The 20,974-nt window shown below is 53.8% G+C and carries 17 protein-coding genes; 8 read left to right on the forward strand and 9 right to left on the reverse strand.

Annotated elements, in window-relative coordinates; genetic code table 11:
- Positions 1 to 52 precede the first annotated feature (52 nt).
- Positions 53 to 2,062 (reverse strand): DNA helicase Rep, encoded by a 2,010-nt coding sequence (rep, locus tag AACY82_RS11520; RefSeq protein WP_339616968.1) that lies wholly within the window; start codon positions 2,060 to 2,062, stop codon positions 53 to 55.
- A gap of 281 nt (positions 2,063 to 2,343) precedes the next feature.
- Between rep and AACY82_RS11525 the strand changes: the two genes are divergently transcribed.
- Positions 2,344 to 4,071, forward strand: a complete 1,728-nt coding sequence (locus AACY82_RS11525) for an EAL domain-containing protein (protein WP_339616969.1) — start codon at positions 2,344 to 2,346, stop codon at positions 4,069 to 4,071.
- Here the strand turns inward: AACY82_RS11525 and AACY82_RS11530 are convergent.
- Positions 4,068 to 5,576, reverse strand: a complete 1,509-nt coding sequence (locus AACY82_RS11530) for a YifB family Mg chelatase-like AAA ATPase (RefSeq protein ID WP_339616970.1) — start codon at positions 5,574 to 5,576, stop codon at positions 4,068 to 4,070. The genes AACY82_RS11525 and AACY82_RS11530 overlap by 4 nt on opposite strands.
- Positions 5,577 to 5,628: 52 nt before the next feature.
- The gene (locus tag AACY82_RS11535; protein WP_339616971.1) at positions 5,629 to 5,874 is read right to left on the reverse strand and encodes an accessory factor UbiK family protein; all 246 of its coding nucleotides are present in this window, start codon (positions 5,872 to 5,874) and stop codon (positions 5,629 to 5,631) included.
- Positions 5,875 to 6,328: 454 nt separating this feature from the next.
- Between AACY82_RS11535 and AACY82_RS11540 the strand changes: the two genes are divergently transcribed.
- The 3 genes from AACY82_RS11540 (at position 6,329) to AACY82_RS11550 (ending at position 8,542) form a co-directional block, all read left to right on the forward strand.
- Positions 6,329 to 6,667, forward strand: coding sequence for a P-II family nitrogen regulator (locus tag AACY82_RS11540; RefSeq protein WP_339616972.1), 339 nt, complete (start codon positions 6,329 to 6,331; stop codon positions 6,665 to 6,667).
- Between the two features lie 51 nt (positions 6,668 to 6,718).
- Positions 6,719 to 7,987, forward strand: a complete 1,269-nt coding sequence (locus tag AACY82_RS11545; RefSeq protein ID WP_339616973.1) for an ammonium transporter — start codon at positions 6,719 to 6,721, stop codon at positions 7,985 to 7,987.
- A gap of 216 nt (positions 7,988 to 8,203) precedes the next feature.
- On the forward strand, positions 8,204 to 8,542 hold the full coding sequence (locus tag AACY82_RS11550) for a P-II family nitrogen regulator (protein WP_339616974.1): 339 nt from the start codon (positions 8,204 to 8,206) through the stop codon (positions 8,540 to 8,542).
- A gap of 133 nt (positions 8,543 to 8,675) precedes the next feature.
- On the opposite strand, the gene AACY82_RS11555 is transcribed toward AACY82_RS11550, so the two are convergent.
- On the reverse strand, positions 8,676 to 8,999 hold the full coding sequence (locus AACY82_RS11555) for a hypothetical protein (protein ID WP_339616975.1): 324 nt from the start codon (positions 8,997 to 8,999) through the stop codon (positions 8,676 to 8,678).
- A gap of 397 nt (positions 9,000 to 9,396) precedes the next feature.
- Between AACY82_RS11555 and AACY82_RS11560 the strand changes: the two genes are divergently transcribed.
- Positions 9,397 to 9,675 carry a hypothetical protein gene (locus AACY82_RS11560; protein WP_339616976.1) on the forward strand — a complete coding sequence of 93 codons (279 nt, stop codon included), beginning with the start codon at positions 9,397 to 9,399 and terminating at the stop codon, positions 9,673 to 9,675.
- Positions 9,676 to 9,987: 312 nt separating this feature from the next.
- On the opposite strand, the gene AACY82_RS11565 is transcribed toward AACY82_RS11560, so the two are convergent.
- The 3 genes from AACY82_RS11565 to AACY82_RS11575 form a co-directional block, all read right to left on the reverse strand.
- The gene (locus AACY82_RS11565; RefSeq protein ID WP_339616977.1) at positions 9,988 to 10,584 is read right to left on the reverse strand and encodes an exopolysaccharide biosynthesis protein; all 597 of its coding nucleotides are present in this window, start codon (positions 10,582 to 10,584) and stop codon (positions 9,988 to 9,990) included.
- Positions 10,581 to 10,784: a CsbD family protein gene (locus AACY82_RS11570; protein ID WP_339616978.1), complete on the reverse strand. Its 204-nt coding sequence runs from the start codon at positions 10,782 to 10,784 to the stop codon at positions 10,581 to 10,583. Before AACY82_RS11570 ends, AACY82_RS11565 begins: the two co-directional genes overlap by 4 nt.
- Before the next feature lie 252 nt (positions 10,785 to 11,036).
- On the reverse strand, positions 11,037 to 12,131 hold the full coding sequence (locus tag AACY82_RS11575) for a GNAT family N-acetyltransferase/peptidase C39 family protein (protein ID WP_339616979.1): 1,095 nt from the start codon (positions 12,129 to 12,131) through the stop codon (positions 11,037 to 11,039).
- 142 nt (positions 12,132 to 12,273) lie between these two features.
- Between AACY82_RS11575 and AACY82_RS11580 the strand changes: the two genes are divergently transcribed.
- Together AACY82_RS11580 and AACY82_RS11585 are read left to right on the forward strand one after the other, a co-directional pair.
- Positions 12,274 to 13,728 carry a RimK family protein gene (locus AACY82_RS11580; protein WP_339616980.1) on the forward strand — a complete coding sequence of 485 codons (1,455 nt, stop codon included), beginning with the start codon at positions 12,274 to 12,276 and terminating at the stop codon, positions 13,726 to 13,728.
- A gap of 93 nt (positions 13,729 to 13,821) precedes the next feature.
- Positions 13,822 to 14,853: a LacI family DNA-binding transcriptional regulator gene (locus AACY82_RS11585; RefSeq protein WP_339616981.1), complete on the forward strand. Its 1,032-nt coding sequence runs from the start codon at positions 13,822 to 13,824 to the stop codon at positions 14,851 to 14,853.
- A 53-nt stretch (positions 14,854 to 14,906) separates the two neighbouring features.
- Here the strand turns inward: AACY82_RS11585 and AACY82_RS11590 are convergent, their stop codons facing one another.
- Positions 14,907 to 16,412, reverse strand: a complete 1,506-nt coding sequence (locus tag AACY82_RS11590; protein WP_339616982.1) for an MFS transporter — start codon at positions 16,410 to 16,412, stop codon at positions 14,907 to 14,909.
- 59 nt (positions 16,413 to 16,471) lie between these two features.
- Positions 16,472 to 18,877 (reverse strand): glycoside hydrolase family 15 protein, encoded by a 2,406-nt coding sequence (locus tag AACY82_RS11595; protein WP_339616983.1) that lies wholly within the window; start codon positions 18,875 to 18,877, stop codon positions 16,472 to 16,474.
- 270 nt (positions 18,878 to 19,147) lie between these two features.
- On the opposite strand from AACY82_RS11595, the gene AACY82_RS11600 reads away from it, so the two are divergent.
- Positions 19,148 to 20,779 carry an alpha-glucosidase gene (locus AACY82_RS11600; RefSeq protein ID WP_339616984.1) on the forward strand — a complete coding sequence of 544 codons (1,632 nt, stop codon included), beginning with the start codon at positions 19,148 to 19,150 and terminating at the stop codon, positions 20,777 to 20,779.
- The last annotated feature ends 195 nt before the right edge of the window (positions 20,780 to 20,974 follow it).

Here is a 20,974-nt window from a genome sequence, read left to right on the forward strand (position 1 = left end):
CCCGTACCCCGTACCCCGTACCCCGTACCCCGTACCCCGTACCCCGTACCCTTCAATCAAACATATTTAGCAAGCTAGAGATAGTCTGCTCACCAGTGGCTTTTACCTGCTCGGCCGTGGCGGGGGTAAAGCCTTCAAACACAATATCTTCTTGTGGCAGCTCGTCGATAAAACGACTGGGCGTGGTCTCGTTAATATCGCCGTACTGCTTGCGTTTACCGGCCAGTGTCAGGGTCATAGTGCGCTGGGCGCGGGTGATACCCACATAGGCCAAGCGTCGCTCTTCTTCTATGTTGTCGGTTTCAATGCTGTTGCGATGGGGCAGCAGGTCTTCTTCCATGCCAACTAAATAAACATGGGGAAACTCCAAGCCCTTGGAGGCGTGCAAAGTCATTAATTGCACTTGATCGAGGGTCTCTTCTTCTTCTTGGCGCTCTAGCATGTCTCGCAGCACTAGCTTGCTGATGGCATCGTCGATGGTCAGAGGCTCGCCGTCATCGTCCCGCTCGAGCATTTTGCGAATGGAGTCGGTTAGATAGCGGACGTTATCCATACGTTTTTCGGCGGCTTTGGCGCTGGAGGAGTTTTGATGCAACCAGGCCTCGTAGCCGATGTCCTCCAGCATTTGCTCAATGCCCGCTACGGGTTCGGGACCGTTACAGCGCTCAACCACCCGGGCAACCCAATCGCTAAACAGGCGTAACCTCTCTAGGTTTTGTTTGGGAACGTGGCGCTGTAGGGCGATGTCGTCAGCGGCGGCAAACAAGCTTAAATGGCGCTCGCTGGCAAAGCGTCCCAGTGCTTCTAGGGTGCTGGTGCCAATCTGCCGACGCGGGGTGTTAATAATACGTAAAAAGGCGTTGTCGTCGTCCGGGTTGACCAGCAACCGCAGGTACGACATCACGTCTTTGATCTCGGTTTTGCCAAAAAACGACGAGCCACCGCTGATTTTGTAGGGAATTTGGTGCTGCTGTAGCTTCATCTCCAGCAGCCGGCCCTGATGGTTGCCTCGGTACAAAATGGCGTAGTCGCTGAACTTGCCGCCCCGACGCAGCTTGTTGGCTAAAATCTCGGTGGCGACGCGCTCGGACTCGGCGTCTTCACTGGCGCACTTCACTACACGAATCTCGTCGCCCAGGCCCATCTCACTCCACAGAGCTTTGTCGTATTCGTGCGGGTTGTGGGCAATCAGGTGGTTGGCCACCCGCAAGATCCGGCTGGTAGAGCGGTAGTTTTGCTCCAGCTTAATTAAGTGCAGACTGGGAAAGTCTTCTTTTAACAGCACCAGGTTTTCGGGTCGTGCGCCGCGCCATGCGTAAATAGATTGGTCGTCGTCGCCCACCACCGTCAGCGCATTGCGGCCACCTACTAGCTGTTTAACCAATAAGTATTGGCTGGAGTTCGTGTCTTGGTATTCATCCACCAGTAAGTACTGAATTTTGCGCTGCCAGCGGGCCAGCACTTCGGGATTGGTGTTAAATAAATGCACCGGTACCAGAATTAGATCGTCAAAATCCACCGCGTTATAGGCGCGCAACGCTTGGTTGTAGCGCTCGTAAATACGCACCATGGTCAGTTCGGCTGGGCTTTGGGCCAGCTCCTCCGCCGTTTCTGGGGTGGTGAGGTCGTTTTTCCAGTTGGAGATTTGGCTTTGCACCATATTGAGGTGGTCGTTATCCATCTCGCCGTCTTTCATCATTAGCTCTTTCAAGAGCGAGCGGGCGTCTTCGGCGTCGAAGATCGAAAACCCCGGCTTAAAACCGAGGGCTTTGGCCTCGCGGCGGATAATGTTGAGCCCTAAGTTATGAAAGGTCGAGACGGTTAACCCCCGTGCGGCACTGCCTTTTACCAGCCCGCCAACCCGCTCTTTCATCTCCCGCGCAGCTTTGTTGGTAAAGGTTAGGGCGGCAATGTGTCGCGCGGGCATATCGCACTTTTCGATTAGATAAGCGATTTTGCGCGTAATAACCGACGTTTTGCCGCTGCCGGCCCCAGCGAGTACCAAACAGGGGCCATCAACGTAGAGTACGGCTTCGCGTTGGCGGGGGTTGAGTCGGGTCACAGGGCCTCATTACTAGCAGGTGGCGGGATGACAACAGAGCGCGCCATTGTAGCAATGCCGCGAGCGAGATTAAACGTAAAGTTCAGACGAGAACTGTGCAAAAAGTGCGCGAATGGTGTATGTTTGCAAATTAGTTTGGTTATGTTGATTTAGGCGCTAAATGCGCCATACTAAAACTACCATATTGTTTGTGTAACCTATTTAATAATAAAGCCCAGAGCCGCTAACGACGGTGACCAAGGCTAATTAAGACGGAATTTGACGGTGAGCAGGGAATACCAATGACAAGCTGTACCCGAGTACTGCTGCTGGGCGACGAGGACGGCCTCGTCGAGCACCTAGGCCGGTGGTTGGAGGAAGCTGCGCCCGGCTGCTACCAATTAATGGCAGGCCATATAGAAGAAGATGGGTTGGCGACCTTATTAAGTGGTGATTTTGCCGCAGGCTTGCTGCTGGTTGCCGATCAGCCCACCGTAGCGCGCGATTTACTGGCAGCCGTAAAAAATCAATTTTGCTCCGTACCGGTAGTGGCTTTGTCGCATACGATGGATCTGGTGCTCGATCGCGAGGCCATTCCCAGTGGTGCCGCCGACTATTTAGCCCTCGACAATATCAGTGCGGTGCTGCTGGAGCGCTCTTTGCGCTACGCCATCGAGCGCAAGCGCACCGAGCAAAACTTGGCCCGCCTGGCCCACCACGACCCCCTGACTGATATCCCCAACCGTGTGCTGTTTCGCGACCGGCTTGAAAATGCTATTCGGGTGGCCGCCCGCGATCGCGCTCGTTTCGCCTTAATGTTTATTGATTTGGACGATTTTAAAGTAGTGAACGACCGCTATGGTCACGACATCGGCGATAGCCTGATTCGCTTGTGCGCCGAGCGTCTGCAAAAGCTGCTGCGGCGCAGCGACTCGATGGCGCGCATGGGCGGAGATGAATTTACCCTGCTGCTGTTGAATGTCGAAAGTTCGTCCAATATCGCCCACTTGGCGGTAAAAATTATTGAGCAGATAACCACGCCCTATGAAATCAACGGTTATCAGTTGTCCGTCGGCTGTAGTGTCGGGGTGGCATCTTTCCCCGAGGCTGGCCGCAGCGCCGACGCCTTACTAAAAAGTGCCGATTTAGCCATGTACCAAGCCAAACAGCTTGAGGGCAGCAACTTCCGCTTTTTTACCGAAGAGATGAACCGCGATGTGCGCTATCGCTTGAGCTTAGAAGAGGACTTGCGCCGCGCGGTGGAGAATCGCGAGCTTTACTTAGAGTATCAACCGCGTTTTGCCGTTAGTAGCGGCAAAGTGGTAGCGCTAGAGGCGCTGCTGCGTTGGAACCACCCGCAAAAAGGGATTTTAAGCGCGCCCAATTTTATCTCGATCGCCGAGGACACCGGGCTTATTTTTGCCATCGGCTATTGGGCGGTGCGCCAAGCCTGCGATGATTTACAGCGATTAAAGCGCGACGGCGGTATCGAGCTGAAAATGGCGGTAAGGCTGTCGGCGCGGCAGTTTCGCGACGACGCTATGGTGCAAACGATGGCCAATATTTTTGCCGAAACCGGCGTTAACCCGAAATGTATTGAGTTTGAGCTGACCGAGACCGCGTTGATGGAAAACATCGAGATGGTCAGCCTGTGTATGCGACCCCTGTCTTATTTTGGCGTGACCTTTACCCTGGATGACTTTGGTACTGGTAGCTCGTCGTTTTTGCACCTGCAGCGCTTGCCGATTGCCGCGCTTAAAATCGATTCACAATTTATGGCCGACTTACTCCGCCGGCGCAGTGAGCGGCGCTTGGTAGCGGCGATGATTAATCTGGCGCACAATTTAGGGAAAGTGGTGGTGGCTGATGGCGTCGAGTCTGCCCGGCAACTGCAGTGGCTGGTGGATGAAGGTTGCGACCAGATGCAGGGGCATTACCTGGGGGCACCGGCAACCTATCGCAAGCTGCTCGATAATATCCACTCCCTACATTTGGTGGGGGGCGCGCCTGCGCCTAAAAATCAACCTTAGGGCGCCCGGTCCAGTGCCCTAAAGCTAAGCGCTTCGGCCAGCTGAGGTCGGCTAATGGCGTCTTGCTGCGCCATATCGGCCAGTGTACGGGCCACTTTTAAGACCCGGTAATACGAGCGAGTCGAAAGTCCCAGCCGTATCACCGCCGCCTCCAGAAATTGCTGATCCTCCTGTGCCAATGGGCAAAATTGCTCGATATCTTTAGAGTTCATGTGCGCGTTGAGCTTCTGTTGCCGCTGTTGCTGTTGTTTAACCGTACGGCTGACCCGCGCTTGGACCGTGGCGCTGGGTTCGCCTGCGGGTGCGTTGTTGAGCTCGCTGGGGGGAATGTTGTGCACCGGTACGTGCAGATCGATACGGTCAAGCATGGGCCCCGAGATCTTATTGCGATAGCGCTGTATTTGTTCGCTAGTGCAGCGACAGCGCGAGTCGTTGCCGGCGCTGCGGCCGCCAAAGTAACCGCACGGACATGGGTTCATGGCGGCGATCAACTGAAAGCGCGCCGGGTAGCAGGTTTGCGCGCGGGCGCGGGAGATACGAATTTCGCCGCTTTCCATGGGCTCGCGCAGCACTTCTAGCACTTGTCGCTGAAACTCGGGCAGTTCATCTAAAAATAATACGCCGCCGTGGGCCAGCGAGATCTCACCGGGACGCGGTTGGGTGCCGCCACCGACTAAAGCCGCCGCCGAGGCCGTGTGGTGCGGCGCGCGAAATGGCCGCTCGAGCCAGAGCGGGCTATGTTCGACGCCACAGACCGAGTAAACCGCGGCCACCTCCAGTGCGTCGCGCTCATCAATCGCGGGCAAGATACCGGGTAGGCGGCTGGCGAGCATGGTCTTGCCGGTGCCGGGCGGGCCAAACATTAATAAATTATGGCCGCCGCTGGCGGCAACCTCTAGCGCTCGTTTTGCCTGCTGTTGTCCTTTGACGTCCGCTAGCTCTGGTTGCGGGCGACGCGCTGGGGTGGCGGGAAAGTCACTGTTGGGCAACTCACTGCGCCGGTGCAGGTGAGCACAAACCCGCAATAGATTCTCGGCGCTGTAAATGGTGGTGTTGCGTGCCATGGCCGCTTCGGGGGCGTTCTCGCTGGCGACGATTAAGCGGTGCCCGTCGCGCCCGGCCGCTAACGCCGCAGGCAGGGTGCCGGTTACCGGTCGCACGGCGCCCGATAGCGCCAGCTCACCTATTAGTTCAAGCTCGTTTAGAAGCTCGCTGGGTACTTGCTCGGAGGCGGCGAGAATGCCAATAGCGATGGCCAAGTCGTAACGGCCGCCCTCTTTGGGCAAATCGGCGGGCGCTAGGTTGACGGTAATGCGGCGCGCTGGAAACTCAAGATGGGAGTTTAAAATTGCGCTGCGCACTCGGTCTTTGCTTTCTTTAACCGCCGTTTCTGGCATGCCGACAATCGCAAGAGAGGGCAAGCCATTGGACAGGTGCACCTCAACGGTGACCGGCGGGGCCTCGACGCCGAGCTGGGCGCGGGTGTGAACAATGGCGAGTGACATAAGCGATCCTTGCGTTGCGAGCGAACCTTAAATCCTTAGGGTTGCTTGGAATCTAGCTCTGTGAGGGGCTTGGGTCAATGTTGCGTTCAAGCTTTGCGACTTCGGCCTCAAGCGCTTCCAGGCGCGCCCGGGTGCGAGCCAGCACCGCTGCTTGAGCGTCAAAGTCGGCGCGGGTGACCAAATCCATGCGCCGCACTACCGATTCAAGCGCGGCTTGTAATTGTGCTCTGGGCAATGCGTCGGCACCGGGCAGGGCATTTTGCAGCTCGCTAAATATCCGCTGAGTAAAATCTGACATGTTAAACGCTCGCAACAGGATTTTGGCTCCATATTGTACACCCTCAAAAATCAAGTAGGTGGAATTGGGCGACCTGAAGGCCGCAGGCGCCGGGTTGGCTCGCTTCTGGCGCGCCTTTGTGGTGCAGATTGAGTCGTTTTTGGGAGGGTAAACAAAATAGTGCACAAATGGTGCGCTGCATTTTGTGGGTGGCTCGATTTTGGTGCGCTGGTGTGGGCGGGATACGGTCTTTATCGTATGTTTTTACCACAAACGAACGTCAAGCTTCTGATAATAAAGGGTTTTCTTTAATTGGCCTGCTCTGTGCAAAGTTGTGATCGAGTACACAGCAAAGGGCGTGGAGTCTCTTTATTGGGTCTACATACTTATCTGGTGGTCGTTTGGGCCGCCAGGCAAGCGTCTTTCCAGTGTTTACCCGCACCTTCGGGTGCGGGATTTTTTAGGAGCACAATAAATGAAATTGGTAACAGCGATTATCAAGCCGTTTAAGCTCGATGTGGTGCGCGAAGCGCTTTCCGACATCGGTGTACACGGTATGACAGTCACCGAAGTGAAAGGCTTTGGTCGTCAAAAAGGTCACTCAGAGCTGTATCGCGGCGCCGAGTACGTGGTGGATTTTTTGCCTAAAACCAAGGTGGAGATCGCGGTAAAAGAGTCGGATTTGGATTCTGTTGTCGAGGCCATAACCAAGGCTGCTAACAGCGGCAAGATCGGCGATGGCAAGATTTTTGTTTCGCCGCTCGAGCAAGTTATTCGGATTCGCACCAGCGAAACCGGCGATCAAGCGATTTAAGACGACTTCTAAGCAGTTAAGAAGATTTTTACAACAAACGGGGATTAAGCAATGGAAAATCAAATTTTTCAGTTGCAGTACGCCATCGATACCTTTTACTTCTTGGTATGTGGCGCACTGGTAATGTGGATGGCCGCCGGCTTCTCCATGCTGGAGGCGGGCCTGGTGCGCGCCAAAAACACCACAGAGATTTTGACCAAAAACGTCGCTCTGTTTTCGATCTCGTGCATTATGTACTTGGTGTGCGGTTACGCCATTATGTACGATGGCAGCTTCTTTTTGTCGGGCATTCAGGGCGGTGAAACCCTGGTGGCCGATGCACTGGCAGCGTCTGCTGAAAATGGTTTTGATGGCGATTCGGTTTACTCCGGTGCCTCTGACTTCTTCTTCCAGGTGGTGTTTGTGGCTACCGCGATGTCTATCGTCTCGGGTGCAGTTGCCGAGCGTATGAAATTGTGGGCATTCCTGGCTTTCGCTGTTGTTATGACTGGCTTTATCTACCCAATGGAAGGTAGCTGGACCTGGAACGGTGCTGATGTATTTGGCATGTACAACTTGGGCGACCTGGGTTTCTCTGACTTTGCCGGCTCCGGTATTGTTCACATGGCCGGTGCTGCTGCTGCTTTGGCGGGCGTTATCCTGCTGGGTGCACGTAAGGGCAAGTACGGTAAAAACGGTGAGATCCACGCCATTACCGGTGCTAACCTGCCGCTGGCTACCTTGGGTACGTTTATCCTGTGGATGGGCTGGTTCGGCTTCAACGGTGGCTCGGTACTAAAGCTGGGCGATATTGCCAATGCTAACTCGGTTGCCATGGTGTTTTTGAACACCAACGCTGCCGCCGCAGGTGGTTTGGTTGCTGCGCTGATCGTTGCTCGTATCTTGTTCGGCAAAGCCGACTTAACCATGGCCCTGAATGGCGCGTTGGCCGGCCTGGTTGCTATTACCGCTGAGCCTTCTACCCCAAGCGCATTGGGTGCCACCATCATCGGCGCGGTGGGCGGTATCATCGTGGTCTTCTCAATCATCACTTTGGACAAAATTAAAATTGATGACCCGGTTGGTGCGATTTCGGTCCACGGTGTGGTTGGTTTGTTTGGCCTGCTGGTCGTGCCTTTAACCAACGATGGCTCTACCTTTGTGGGCCAGATCGTGGGTGCTTTGACCATCTTCATCTGGGTATTCGTTTGTAGCCTGATTGTATGGAGCATCATTAAAGTGATCATCGGTCTGCGCGTTAGCGAAGAAGAAGAATACGAAGGTGTCGACTTAGCTGAGTGTGGTATGGAAGCCTACCCTGAGTTCACCTCTTCTAAGTAAGAGTGTCAGGTGCTAGCTGTCCGGGTTTACCCCGGGCAGTGGCTTAAAAAGTCCTCTCAGAAGTAGATTGTCGGTAAGTTTGGCTTGGATGGATGATTTTCCCGCGACTTGCGTGTATCTTTACCCATAGAATTTGGTGGCTCCTTTGTGGGGCACAACCTCAAACCGCTACAGCAAGCTACCTGGCTGAGACCAAGACGAAGAAGGAAATCCATAATGAAACTGATTACTGCTGTCGTTAAACCGTTCAAACTCGATGATGTCCGTACAGGACTGTCTGAGGTCGGTGTACAGGGTATGACCGTAACCGAAGTAAAAGGCTTTGGTCGGCAGAAAGGCCACACTGAGCTGTACCGTGGTGCTGAATACGTGGTTGATTTTTTACCTAAAGTTAAAATCGAACTGGCGGTGGATGATACGCTGGTCGATCAGGCGGTAGAGGCGATCACTAAAGCGGCGCAAACCGGTAAAATTGGTGACGGTAAAATCTTTATTACACCGCTTGAAGAGATTATTCGTATTCGTACCGGCGAGACCGGCAGCGAAGCGATTTAACGCTTTGTGAGTTGATGTAAGACACAACCAGCTTGACTCTTTACAGGACAAGCAGATAAAAAAACAGCGGCCAATGGCCGCTGTTTTTTTATCTGGCTCGGCTGGACAGCTGAGCCACGTTAACGCTCGATGCTTACGGTTGAGGCGACTGTAACGCCTGGCGAATCAGGCGCAGATAGCGCCGCTGCTGCACGATAAAAAACATTGGCAATACTACCACCAGCATAATGATGGCAGCGGTATCTTGTGACAACTCAAGCGCAGGTGCCAGCAGCGCCATAAATCCGGCCGAACCGGCAAACATCAAAAAAAACTGAATCAGGTTACCGCGCCAGCGCTCAAGCCGCGTGTCTGGGCCAAACGCGATCGCTTTGGCGGCGGCTAAGCGCCGCTCTTGCTCGGCAGCAGGAAGATCTGTCAGCTCGGGGAAGTACTTGAGTTCGCGCGGGTTTGCCATAGCCAACCTCGTTTATAGCCTTAATCGGATAGCCGTGCAGTGTAACGGTTTCGCTCCCAGCATAACAGATAAATACCGTGAAAAAGGTCCGGCCGTGGTCGCTGGGTGTCGCGTGCTGGGTAAAACAGAAACACAAAGGCGCTATATCTTTTTACGGCATTTAGGTAAATAACAAAAATGAACACCGGTCTTGTCTCTAATAAAAAACTGAACTAAAAAAACGCAAAAAAAACTGTGACCAAAAGCGTTTGTTGCGATATAAAGGCAACAACCCCATAGAATAAAAGTCAGTCTTACCAAGGTGATTCTGTCTTCTTAATCAAGGGAGCTGACAGTGTTGCTGTGGGTGTTTTTTGTTTTGGCATGGATAAGACATACGGTTTGAGAGGTGTTATTTATGGCGAGTCAATACGAGCTAAATGAAAGCCGCACGCTAGACGACGACAACGATATAGACGTAGACGATAGCGATGAGGTCAGCGCCAGCGATGACGCTAAAGGTCAGGTACAAGAAGATTTTAATATTGCCTCGCGTGAGCGTGTAAGGTCTGAATTGCAGGCGCAGATAGAGGCGTTTTTAGCCGGCGGTGGTCAAATCAACGAGGTGCCTAATCGTGCGGTAGGCTCCGATCGGCCGAGTAAGCCGGCGAGTGAGTATTCTGGGCGTTTGATGTAAGTGCAGCTATGCTGCCATTTACTGCTTGCAGAATTAACTGTTAGATAAAAACATGTTGCCTGGCTAAAAATAAGGCTCGCGGTGGTGGGCCTTATTGTGTGTCTAGGCTATTTACTGCGAATGCATAGTGTATATACATTCGGCGCATGTAGTGGGTAATAAACAGCCTTGTGTTTGAGAGGTAGGTTTTCTGAGCCACCCGATTTAATCAGGTCTAAGCTAATCATAGCCACGCTGGTGGTACACGTACAATTAGGTTGCCCGCCCGTAAAACCGGTTATTAATAAGCTGTGTTTAGCAACGAGGCTTAATTTACAGCAGGTAAAATAATAACCACGCGCTGCCAATCGCGCTGAGTATTAAGCCTATCAGTATCAAGAGCCCGTCTCGTGCCACCAAGCCTAAAGATAAAAGCACCAAGACGCTAGAAGGAATTGCGGCGGCAAAAGGTACCAGCTCTAAGGGAATTAGCGCCAGCGCTAAAAAAATAGCGATCACCGCAACGATTCGATTACCGGCTTGGCCTGTCATAAAACTGTAACGCGGTTTGATAGCACGGTCTATTCTCTGAGTCACCGGACGAGATTTATTCAGCAGTTTTGAGAAGCGATTACGCGAGACTTCGATTCGCGCCAAGCGCTTTGGTATCCATGGTTTTTGAGCGCCCGCCAACAGTTGCCCCGCGATAAGTACAATTAATATCGCACAAATGGTGGGTACTCCCGGAATGCCACCTGTGGGCAGCAGCGTGATTAACGCTGGTAGCAACAGCAGGGGCCCAAAACCGCGGTCTTTCACGCTGTCGAGTATTTCGCCAACGCTAAGGCTTTTACCCTCGCCGGACTCCTCGATTAAATCGATAGTGCCCGTAAGGTCGTCGTTGCCCATACGGGCTTCGCTTACGTTCATTGTTCGTATTGCGTAGACCATTCATTCACTTCGCGCTCGGCCTCCTGCTGGGTAATACCATAGCGCTCCTTTACCGCGCCGATTAATTTGTCGCGTTTTCCGACGATACGCTCAATGTCATCATCTGTCAGTTTGCCCCATTGCTCGCGGGCAGCGCCTTTCATTTTTTGCCAATTGCCCTCTAATTGCATCGTGTTCATAACGGTCTCCTAGTGTGCCAAGAATTAAGTAGAATCGGGTGTGTGCGACCTAAGCGTCTCTTTATCAACACCCTTTCTTCCTACTTAGATAGCAAACTTCGATCCAAGCTGACAATCTCCCGCAAGGTGCACGTCTGGCCTTGGTTTCACCTGAGGTGGGGAGCGCGCGATCGTGCAAACCGAGTCGCTCATTGGCTAATTTACAAAATCGCGCCTTAGGCGGGCGCGATTTACAAATGCAGGGCTCGGGGGTTAGCACTGCTCTCGCAGCAAAACCGCCGCGCGATAACTTTTTTTGCCATAACCCAGCAGGCGGTTCAGTTGCTCAAGCGCCAAGGGCACGTTGGCGTTGTCCAGTGCACTGCGGTGCTCGGCGGCATCTACGTCTGGGTCGTGCAAATAGGCAAAGTGTTCATCCATGGCCGACAGCCAAACCCAGTGCGGGGCTTTGTTACGGTTTAGTTGCCAAGTGCTTATTAGTAGTAAAATTGTGTAGCCGGCCTCTATGTGTTGGCGTAACACGTTTGAATTGATCGCACACACATCGCTGGGGATCTTGGCGTGCTGCAAGCGTGCGACGTGATCATTGTGGATCAGTTCGACCAGCGCCTTTTTGTGTTCTCCGCGAACACTGTCGATTAGCGCCACTTGGCTGCTCGACTGTAATAACCGAACATCAAAGCCGCGTTGGTGCAGCGCTAAGGCTAGTCCGTGGGGTGAGCAGCCGCCGTGGCCGCGGGTCATGTAAACGGTGGTTGCTTCGCGCCAGAGGTTGATTTCATCGATGCGGCTGTAGTGATGGGAGGGGCGAATCTCTTGCATGGCCATAATAGCCGCCGCCGGGCCGCAGGTGAACTCGGTGGTTTGCGGGTAAAAATTGGCACTGGCTTTGGCACGGGTGCTGCGCTCTAGGCGTTTTTCTAGTTGTAGTGCATCGCCACCGTTTTCATAGTAACCGGCCAGCTGCTTGATGGGGCGAAAGCCTAAAGAGTGGTACAAGCCGATAGCGGCGGCATTGGTATCGGCGACTTCTAAGCGCAAAAAAAGTGCGTCGCGTTGCCGGGCGCAAACCTCGGCGGCTTGCATTAACGAGCGAGCCAGCCCCCGCCCGCGGGTTTGCGGGGCAACGGCGAGCGAGTATATCCGTGCTAGCGAGGTGCCGCGACGGAATAAGATCAGGACATAGGCCTGTACCGGCTGGTCGATCACCAAGATCTGGTTTTGTTCGGTATCCAAGAAATGCTTAAAGCTGCGCCGACTAATACGATCGCCGCTAAAGCTCGAGTTCTCAAGTGCGACCAATGCGTCTAAATCGGACAGTTGGGCGGGGCGAACAGACGAAGTCATAGGTATCTCAATGACAGGTTCACATAGTGCAAACCTTTACAATGGTAAGGCAAAATAATGCTTGCCAATTGCCGCGATTTTGCCACACTTGCGCCGCTGCGCAATGGATTTTTTGCGCTTATTTAAGGTGACAAGACGACCCATGACGCAATTGAAAATCATTGTTGAAAAAGCCTCCGACTGGACCGGCCTTTACCCTTCGGCCGATGTGATTTTAGCCAGTGATTATTTGGCCGACGCCGATACTCGCCAGCGCTGCCGGGTGATTAATTTATGCCGCCAGTACGATTACCTCTCGACCGGTTACTACTGTTCGCTACTGGCCGAAGCCCGTGGTCACAAAGTGCTGCCGTCGGTAAAGACGCTGCGCGATTTATCGCGACGCCAATGGCAAGAGGTGCTGGCTCTTAATGTAAAGATAGACGAAAAACTCAACGCTATTGCCGGCACGAGTGATTCGGTGTCGCTGCTTGTGTGCTTTGGTAAAACCGAGGCTGAGCCACTGGCTGAGTTGGCGCGCGCGCTATTTGAGCAAATCGCCGCGCCGATTTTGCGCATACGCTTTAAGCGGAAAAGCGGGTGGCAGATTCAATCGCTGGAAACGGTGCCTTTAGGGCAGCTGCAAGAGGCCGAGCAAACACTGTTTGCCAATGCACTGGACAGCTTTAGCCGGTTGATTTGGCGCAAGCCCCGCGCCCGCAAAGAGTACAAATACGATTTGGCGATTTTGGTTGATAGCCAAGAGCCCATGCCGCCCAGTAACTCGACCGCGATCAAGCGGTTTATCAAGGCGGCCGCCAAGCAGGGCATTATGGCTGAGACTATTGGTCGGGGCGATATTAATCGGTTAAGCGAGTTCGATGCGCTGTTTATTCGCGCCACTACCTCGGTGAATCATTTTACCTATCGGTTTGCGCGCCGCGCGCAAGCCGAAGGGCTGGTGGTGATCGATGACCCAGATTCAATTTTGCGCTGTACCAATAAAGTCTACTTAACCCAGTTGTTAAAAACCCATAAGTTGCCTATGCCGCCAACGCGCATTTTAAGCCGTGCCGATATGGGTAGCGAGCAAGCGTTGATTGACGAGCTGGGTTTGCCGGTAGTGGTTAAGATCCCCGATGGTTCATTTTCGGTGGGTGTAAAAAAAGCCGGTAGTCGCGAAGAGCTGGCTGCGGTGATGCAAGAGATGTTTAAAGACAGCGCGTTGCTGTTGGCGCAGCGCTATCTTTATACCGAGTTCGATTGGCGCATTGGCGTGCTGGCTGGCCAGCCAATTTACGCCTGCCGTTATTTTATGGCCAAGAACCACTGGCAAATTTATCACCACTCCAGTAAGGGCACGGCGTCGGGTGGCTTTGACGCCATGGGCACCTTTGAGGTGCCCAAGCCGGTGCTAAAAGCGGCGGTGGCGGCTAGCAAGCTAATTGGTAATGGCTTTTACGGGGTGGACTTAAAGCAAAATGGCAATGATATTTCGATTATCGAGGTCAACGATAACCCCTCCATTGACTCCGCCGTTGAGGACAAATATTTAGGTCTGGAGCTGTACGATGTGATTATGACCGAGTTTAAGCGCCGCTTGGACGAGCGTGGCTGAGCTTAGGGCGTGCGCCGGTTGTGGTTGCCGGCGCCAATTTACGCTAGTATCGCTGGAATGCTTTTATAACGATAACATGTGAAGAGAGTCCTAATGAGCGATCGTAAGCCCACCTCTTTTGATATTGCCTACCGCGCCGGAGTGTCTCAGGCGACGGTTTCACGGGCGCTCAGAGATAGCCCCCTGGTTAATGAAGAAACTCGCCGTCGGGTGCAGGAAATTGCCCGAGAGCTGAATTACAAAGTCGATAAAAACGCCCGTAACTTGCGCTCGCAAAAAACCCGCACTGTGGCACTGCTGCTCAACGAAGACCACGGCACGGGCGACTCTTTAATTAACCCCTTCTTTTTGTCGATGGTGGCTAGCATTATCAGTGCTACCGCCGATCGCAATTATGACTTGTTGGTGTCGTTTCAGCAGTTTAGTGAAGACTGGCACGCCGACTACGAAGACGCCAACCGCGCCGACGGTATTATCTTTTTAGGCTATGGCGATTACACGACCTACGTTAAAAAGCTCAATCATCTCGACGAACAAGATGCTCACTATATTACCTGGGGGCCAGTGCTGCCCGGCCAACCGGGGGTCTCGATCGGCTGTGATAACTATAACGGTGGGCGCAAGGCGGTTGAGCATTTGCTAAGCCTTGGGCGGCGCGATATTGCGTTTGTCGGCGGTATTGGCGAGGGTAGCCCCGAGTTTAAAAGCCGTTACGAAGGTTATTGCCAGGCGCTGAATGATGCCGGCATTGCTGTGAATCCGGCACTGCAAATAGACGCCGAGACCTCGGAAGATGCCGGTTATCAGGCCGCCTTACAGTTACACGAGCGCGGTTTGCGTTTTGATGCAGTATTTGGTGCGAGTGACTTAATCGCAATTGGCGCCATGAAAGCGGTAGAAGAAGCCGGCATGACAATCCCCGACGATGTCGCCATTATGGGTTTTGACGATATTTCCATGGCGGCCTACACCCACCCACCGCTGTCTACCGTACAGCAAAACACCAAACTTGCCGGTGAATTGCTGGTGGATAGTTTATTAAAGCTGATGGAAGGCGAGAAACTCGATTCGTTTTTGATTCCCGCCGAGCTGATTGTGCGCGGCTCTTGCGGGGGCAAGCGCTAATGTAACGGGATGGCGCGGTTCGCCCCGCCCCGCTATAGCGGTGTTAAACTCGTCTAATCCTCGTCATCCACCAGCATGGTAAAGCCGGCGGCAATGATAAAACACACGCCGCCCAATACCAGCGCGTAGATGCTTTGCCCTTCAAACACGACGCCCACCAGTAACCCCAGCACACTGGCGGCCAAAATCTGCGGTATCACGATAAAAAAGTTAAAAATCCCCATGTACACGCCCATTTTGTGTCCCGGCAAAGCGCAGGACAAAATGGCGTAAGGCATAGAGATGATCGATGCCCAGGCGCAGCCTACCCCCGCCATCGACAGTAGTAGCCAGCTGGGGTCTTTGATGATCACAAACGAGATAAAACCAGCGGCGCCCAACAGTAAGTTAATGGCATGGGTGAGTTTGCGGCCCAGTTTGCGGGTCATCAGCGGGATGATAAACGCCGCCAGCATAGCAAAACCGTTGTACGAGCCCTGCAGTACACCGGACCAATCGGCACCTTGGTTGTACAACGCACCACTGGTATCGGTGGCGCCAAAGTGAAAGCTGGCGATGGCGGGGGTTACGTAGATCCACATAGCAAATAACGCAAACCACGAAAAAAACTGCACCACCGCCAATTGCATCATGGTGCGCGGCATATGAAATAGGTCGTGGGTGACGTGGTACACACCGTGATCGGTGTTGCCGGCGTTTTGCATCCAGCCGGCCAGCACTTGCAGCAAGCCGAACACGGCAATACCACCGGCCAGAATATACAGCTCACCATTGAGGCCCAAGCCGTAGATAAGCCCCGCGCCTACGACGCCGCTAGCACACCAGGCAAAGCCGCCTTTAAGGTAGCGTGCGGCGGGGCGATGGATACGGTCAGCGAGCGATTCTACCTGGCCCTCTTGGGCGTTAAAGGTGGCCAATTGCTCGGGGGAGTACTCGCGGGTGGTGAAGATCGTCCAGCTCATGGCCAGCAGCAGCACAACGCCGCCCAAGGTAAACGAGAAGATGACTGAATCGGGCACAATGCCGGGGACGGCGGTGTTATTCATGCCCCAAACGTTGGTCATTAGCCACGGTAATGAAGAGGCCACCACCGAGCCGACGCCGATAAAAAACGCCTGCATCACAAAGCCCAGCGTACGCTGACGCTGGGGTAGCATGTCGCCGACAAAGGCGCGAAACGGTTCCATCGAGATGTTAATGGAAGCATCCATAATCCACAGCATACCCGCTGCCATCCACAAGGTGGGCGAGTGAGGCATGACAAACAGCGCGCCACTGGTAAGTAGCGCCCCCACCAAAAAGTAGGGACGGCGGCGGCCAAAGCGGTTCCAGGTTTTATCCGAGAAGTAGCCGACGATGGGCTGTACCAGCAGGCCGGTAATCGGCGCCGCGACCCATAAAATGGGCAATTCATCGATCTCAGCACCCAGCGTTTGAAAAATACGGCTGACATTGGCATTTTGCAGCGCAAAGCCAAATTGGATGCCAATAAAGCCGAAGCACATATTCCAGATTTGCCAGAAGCTTAGCTCCGGGCGGGACTTGGCGGCCTGTGTCATAGAGGTCTCATTATTTGTTGTTATATCGTTGGCAGCGCATTTTTGCGCCCCTAGTGTTGTTATGGTTCGTAACGCTCTTCTACTGCTGGGTAATGATCCCACACTTGGCGGTCATTGAGTGAGCGTAACAGCTTAATGTATTCGGCGTGGGTCCAGGCAAGCGGTGTCGCCGAGTTAGTGCCCTGGCCTTTGGCGTACTGGTACGTGCTGTTGTTGCCCACGCCGTCCCAGACTTGCTCCGGGAGCATTAGCCCCTCGTTGGCAAAGGCCTCTAGCGCGCCGGCGTAGGTATTACTCAATCCGGCAACCGCTTTCTGGTTGTCGGTCGCCAGTACGTAAGCCAGCTCATAGTGGCCGCGCTCGCCGCTTAAGAATGGCCAGACGCGACCGCGTTGGTCGGCGTGATTTTTACCGCCAATAGCGTAACCGGTGCCATCGCCGGTGCGTTCGCCGTAGCCGTCGCCACCGTAGCGGCGCCAGCCAGAGTATTGTTGACCATTTTTGCTAAAGTCGTATTTTACCCGTAAATAATCGGGCAGTTCGGCGCTGTCGATCTCATCCAGCGAGTCGCGCACGGCGGCATCGGTGGCCGGTAGCACGCCGTAGCGCACCAACTCTAAAAAGCCGGGGTCGACAATCTCGCTCTCATTTAGCGGCCCTTGGCCATTGCGATCCATCAGTTTAGCGGCATCGCTGGGGTCATCATTGCGGTTAATGCGCAAAAAGTAGCGGCCGTCGGAGCCTTTGCTTGCCAGTGCGCCATCGGTGGTAAAGGTACGCGATTTGAGCTTGTCGGCGTATTCATCGGCGCGAGCTAAGTAGTGCTGTGCTCGTTCGGGTTCGCCAGCCAGCTCGGCCAGTTCGGCGGCGCTGACAAGGCCGGTGATAATGGCGGCGGTGGTGGAGGGGGAGTGTCCCTCTTGTTCTTCCCAGCGCTCTTGTTGGGTAAAGGGTGGGTGGATGCTGGTGGTGTTCCAGCCTAGTGAGATATCGCCACCATCGGCCAAAAAGTCGGCCGCGGGACGCAGCATATCGCGATACCACTGGCGTGCAGCGGCATCATTTAAGATGCCCTCTTGCCATAAGCGCCAGCCAAGCATAATGGGCATGGCGGTTTGATCAAGCTGCACGGAGAACCATTCAAGGGTGCCGTCGACGTGGGTTTTTTGTAAAAACCAGCCGGGCGCGCCGGTATAGCCTGGCGTTTGCGGGCCAACTTGGACTTTTTTCAGGTAGCGAAACGCCACCTCGGGGGTTTGGGTGTCGCCCAAGGCTAAAAAGGCCATGGCAACTTGATAAAAATCCCGTGGCCAAACGGCTTTGTATCCGGTGGATGATTGCGTGGCGGGGACGATGTCGCCCCAAGGGTTGGACAGCGAGGCGATCAGTGCACCGGCGTGGGTTTTATCTTCTTGCGCTTTTAGCACCAGGGCGCTGGCGTAGGCTAATTTGCCGCCGTCGGTAGCGCTGGCACTTAAGTTGGGTAATGCCTCAAGGCTGGCTATGTAGTCTTCCCAGCCGATGGCTTCGCCTGCACCGTTAAACTCGGCCAATACTTGACTAAAGCCACGGCTTAACGATGCATCGGCTTGCTCGCGCGCCGCATTATCACTGCCGCCAAAACCTAAGGCAAAATCCCATTGGGCGCGGGTGTTGCTCAGGGTGGGAAGGGTTAAGGCAATGCTGACATTGCCCGGTACCGCGCCGGTAGAGCGGTAAAAATGCTCCTGCGAGCCATCGTCCAAATCGCTCCATAGATCGGAGGTGCCGACAAACCCGACCGAGCCTTGCACCTCGGCTTGCGTGGTAATCACCATGCTGGTGTCGCCTTCACTGGCGTACCAGTAGTGGCCGTCACCATGTGCGATGTCGCCGGTGCCGGTGTTGGCGATGTGCGGGTTGACGACTAAGTGTGCGGTAATGTCATCGGCGAGCGCGGTAAACGTTACTCGCTGTAGTAGTGTGTTGTGTTGAGGGTCGGTGACGAGCTGTTTCTCAATTTTGTACTGCCCGTCTTTATCGGTATTGGTGATTTTATAGGCGAGCGATAGCGGACGCCCCTCGGCGTCGGTGTGTAAATACTCAATCTCAGTGGTAGTGGCGTCTTGCTCTAAGTCCACAAACCCCGGGCCGCTCACCACAAACTGCATGTCTTTAATTTGTGCCTCGTGAATCAGCCCGTACATGGTTTCGGTCACAATACCTTGGGCCAGCGAAAACCATACCTTAGACACTGCGCCGGTGGCGGCTTGGTCGCTGTACTCGCCGTTGTGGTACTGCTCGTAGCTGGTGCCGATGCCGGTTTTGCCCGAATAAGCCCAAGTGGGCGGCGCCCCGGGTGCGTTGGGGGCGACCGATACGGCTTCGTCATTTACCGGGTCGTGGCTGGAGGTATCGTTACACGCTGTAAGGGTCGCTACGGCGATGCTGCCAATTAGGCTGGGGAGTAATTTGCCAAGGGTCATGTTACATCTCTCTTATCATTTTAAGCCCGTCACTTAGCGGGGTCGTGCGGCGCAAAATAGGGCATTGACGTCCAAGATAATCGAGCCCAGAGGGAGCGGCAACCAAATACATACGTATTCATAGCCAATTTGCGCTGCATACGAATGCAGTGGCTTGCGCGTGTTCCAGCGGGTGAATTAGTCTTTTCTAGGCCTGTTATAGGTGAATTGACAATAACGAATGCCGGAGGCTCTTGTGAGCCCCACGGACCCGAACTTTTAGGATGTATCATGCAAAACACTCCTTGGTGGCGCGGCGCCATTATCTATCAGGTTTACCCCCGTTCATTGATGGACAGTAATGGTGACGGTGTGGGTGATATTGCCGGCATTATCGACAAGCTCGATTACATCGCAAGCCTGGGGGTGGATGCTATTTGGGTGTCGCCGTTTTTTCGCTCGCCCATGAAAGACTTTGGTTACGACATTAGCGATTACCGGGACGTCGACCCGCTGTTCGGCACGCTGGACGATATCGATCGTTTAATCGCCGAGGCACACAAACGTGACATTCGGCTGATTATCGATCAGGTGCTGAGCCATACCTCCGATCAGCACGCCTGGTTTCAGGAAAGCCGCGAATCAAAAGATAACCTCAAAGCCGATTGGTATGTGTGGGCCGACCCAAGTGAGGACGGCACGCCTCCCAATAACTGGCTGGCTATTTTTGGCGGCTGCGCGTGGGAGTGGGAGCCGCGCCGCGAGCAGTACTATCTGCACAACTTTTTAAAAAGCCAACCCGACCTCAATTTTCATAATCCCGATGTGCGCGCGGCAATTTTGGCCGAGGTGGAATTTTGGCTAAAGCGCGGCGTCGATGGTTTACGTTTGGATGCCATCAATTTTTGTTTTCACGATAAACAGCTGCGTAACAATCCGGCAAAACCTGCCGCTGAGCGCAAAGGCCGTGGCTTTAGCGAGGACAATCCTTACGCGTTTCAGCGCCACCTTTTTGATAACACCCAGCCCGAGAATCTTGAGTTTATGCAAGAGATTCGCTGCTTGATGGATCGGTATCCGGGCACGGTAACTCTGGGTGAAATCTCCTCGGAAGATTCTCTCGCCACCATGGCCGAATACACCCAAGGCGACAAGCGTTTGCATATGACTTACAGCTTTGAGCTGTTGTCGGAAGAGTTTTCGGCCGCGTACATTCGCCATACTGTCGAAACTTTAGAGCAAGGTCTGGGTGAAGGCTGGCCCTGCTGGGCGATTGGCAATCACGATGTGGCCCGTGTCCTTAGCCGCTGGGGGGGCGATAGCGCTTCGCCGGCACTGGCAAAAGTTCTCAACGCGATGTTGTTTTCATTGCGTGGCAGTATTTGCAGTTACCAAGGCGAAGAGTTGGGTTTAACTGAGGCGAATATCGACCAGCATCAGCTGCAAGACCCGTACGGTATTGCTTTTTGGCCACGGTTTAAGGGGCGCGATGGATGCCGCACGCCGATGCCCTGGAGTAACGGTGTGGCCGGTGGTTTTACCGATAGCTCACCTTGGTTACCTGTGCCGCAAGAACATTTGGCCCGCGCGGTATCGATTCAAGATGACGCGCCCGACTCGGTGCTGAATGCCTATCGGACTTTTACCGATTGGCGCAAACAGCAGCCTGCACTTTTGTGGGGTGATATTAAATTTTACGATTTAGGTGAGAACCTATTAGCGTTTACCCGCGCTACCTCTGAACAAACATTATTGGCGGTTTTTAATTTGTCGTCGCAATCAGTGAGTACAGAGTGCACTCGGGCGCTGTGTGACGAGGGCGAGATAACCCCTGTAAGTGGTCATGGGTTTTCGGGTCAGCTACAAGAGGATACATTGCTTTTAGCTCCATTCGACGCCTACTTCGCTGCGCTTACTCGTTAAACATCTAGGCTCGCTGTGCATAGCAGCGGGCCCTTCCCTTCTTCGGTTAATGCCGCACTATAATTTATTCTCCTGTCTAAAATACCTCGTCATAGCTTTTGACAAATAAGCGTTATTGCATACGTATTCATGTTGAACAAAAACTGAACTGTCCATAGTCTTGGATGATAGAGATAAAATCGCAGCCATAAATAA

The organism is uncultured Gilvimarinus sp., assembly GCF_963972205.1.
GTDB classification, from domain to species: domain Bacteria; phylum Pseudomonadota; class Gammaproteobacteria; order Pseudomonadales; family Cellvibrionaceae; genus Gilvimarinus; species Gilvimarinus japonicus.

Coding starts and splice junctions, on each gene's coding strand:
- AACY82_RS11600 (WP_339616984.1), top strand. CDS start 19,148: ATGCAAAACACTCCTTGGTGGCGCGGCGCCATTATCTATCAGGTTTAC.
- AACY82_RS11560 (WP_339616976.1), top strand. CDS start 9,397: ATGGCGAGTCAATACGAGCTAAATGAAAGCCGCACGCTAGACGACGAC.
- AACY82_RS11565 (WP_339616977.1), bottom strand. CDS start 10,584: ATGAACGTAAGCGAAGCCCGTATGGGCAACGACGACCTTACGGGCACT.
- AACY82_RS11540 (WP_339616972.1), top strand. CDS start 6,329: ATGAAATTGGTAACAGCGATTATCAAGCCGTTTAAGCTCGATGTGGTG.
- AACY82_RS11570 (WP_339616978.1), bottom strand. CDS start 10,784: ATGAACACGATGCAATTAGAGGGCAATTGGCAAAAAATGAAAGGCGCT.
- AACY82_RS11590 (WP_339616982.1), bottom strand. CDS start 16,412: ATGACACAGGCCGCCAAGTCCCGCCCGGAGCTAAGCTTCTGGCAAATC.
- AACY82_RS11545 (WP_339616973.1), top strand. CDS start 6,719: ATGGAAAATCAAATTTTTCAGTTGCAGTACGCCATCGATACCTTTTAC.
- AACY82_RS11555 (WP_339616975.1), bottom strand. CDS start 8,999: ATGGCAAACCCGCGCGAACTCAAGTACTTCCCCGAGCTGACAGATCTT.
- AACY82_RS11530 (WP_339616970.1), bottom strand. CDS start 5,576: ATGTCACTCGCCATTGTTCACACCCGCGCCCAGCTCGGCGTCGAGGCC.
- AACY82_RS11580 (WP_339616980.1), top strand. CDS start 12,274: ATGACGCAATTGAAAATCATTGTTGAAAAAGCCTCCGACTGGACCGGC.
- AACY82_RS11525 (WP_339616969.1), top strand. CDS start 2,344: ATGACAAGCTGTACCCGAGTACTGCTGCTGGGCGACGAGGACGGCCTC.
- AACY82_RS11575 (WP_339616979.1), bottom strand. CDS start 12,131: ATGACTTCGTCTGTTCGCCCCGCCCAACTGTCCGATTTAGACGCATTG.
- AACY82_RS11535 (WP_339616971.1), bottom strand. CDS start 5,874: ATGTCAGATTTTACTCAGCGGATATTTAGCGAGCTGCAAAATGCCCTG.
- AACY82_RS11550 (WP_339616974.1), top strand. CDS start 8,204: ATGAAACTGATTACTGCTGTCGTTAAACCGTTCAAACTCGATGATGTC.
- AACY82_RS11595 (WP_339616983.1), bottom strand. CDS start 18,877: ATGACCCTTGGCAAATTACTCCCCAGCCTAATTGGCAGCATCGCCGTA.
- AACY82_RS11585 (WP_339616981.1), top strand. CDS start 13,822: ATGAGCGATCGTAAGCCCACCTCTTTTGATATTGCCTACCGCGCCGGA.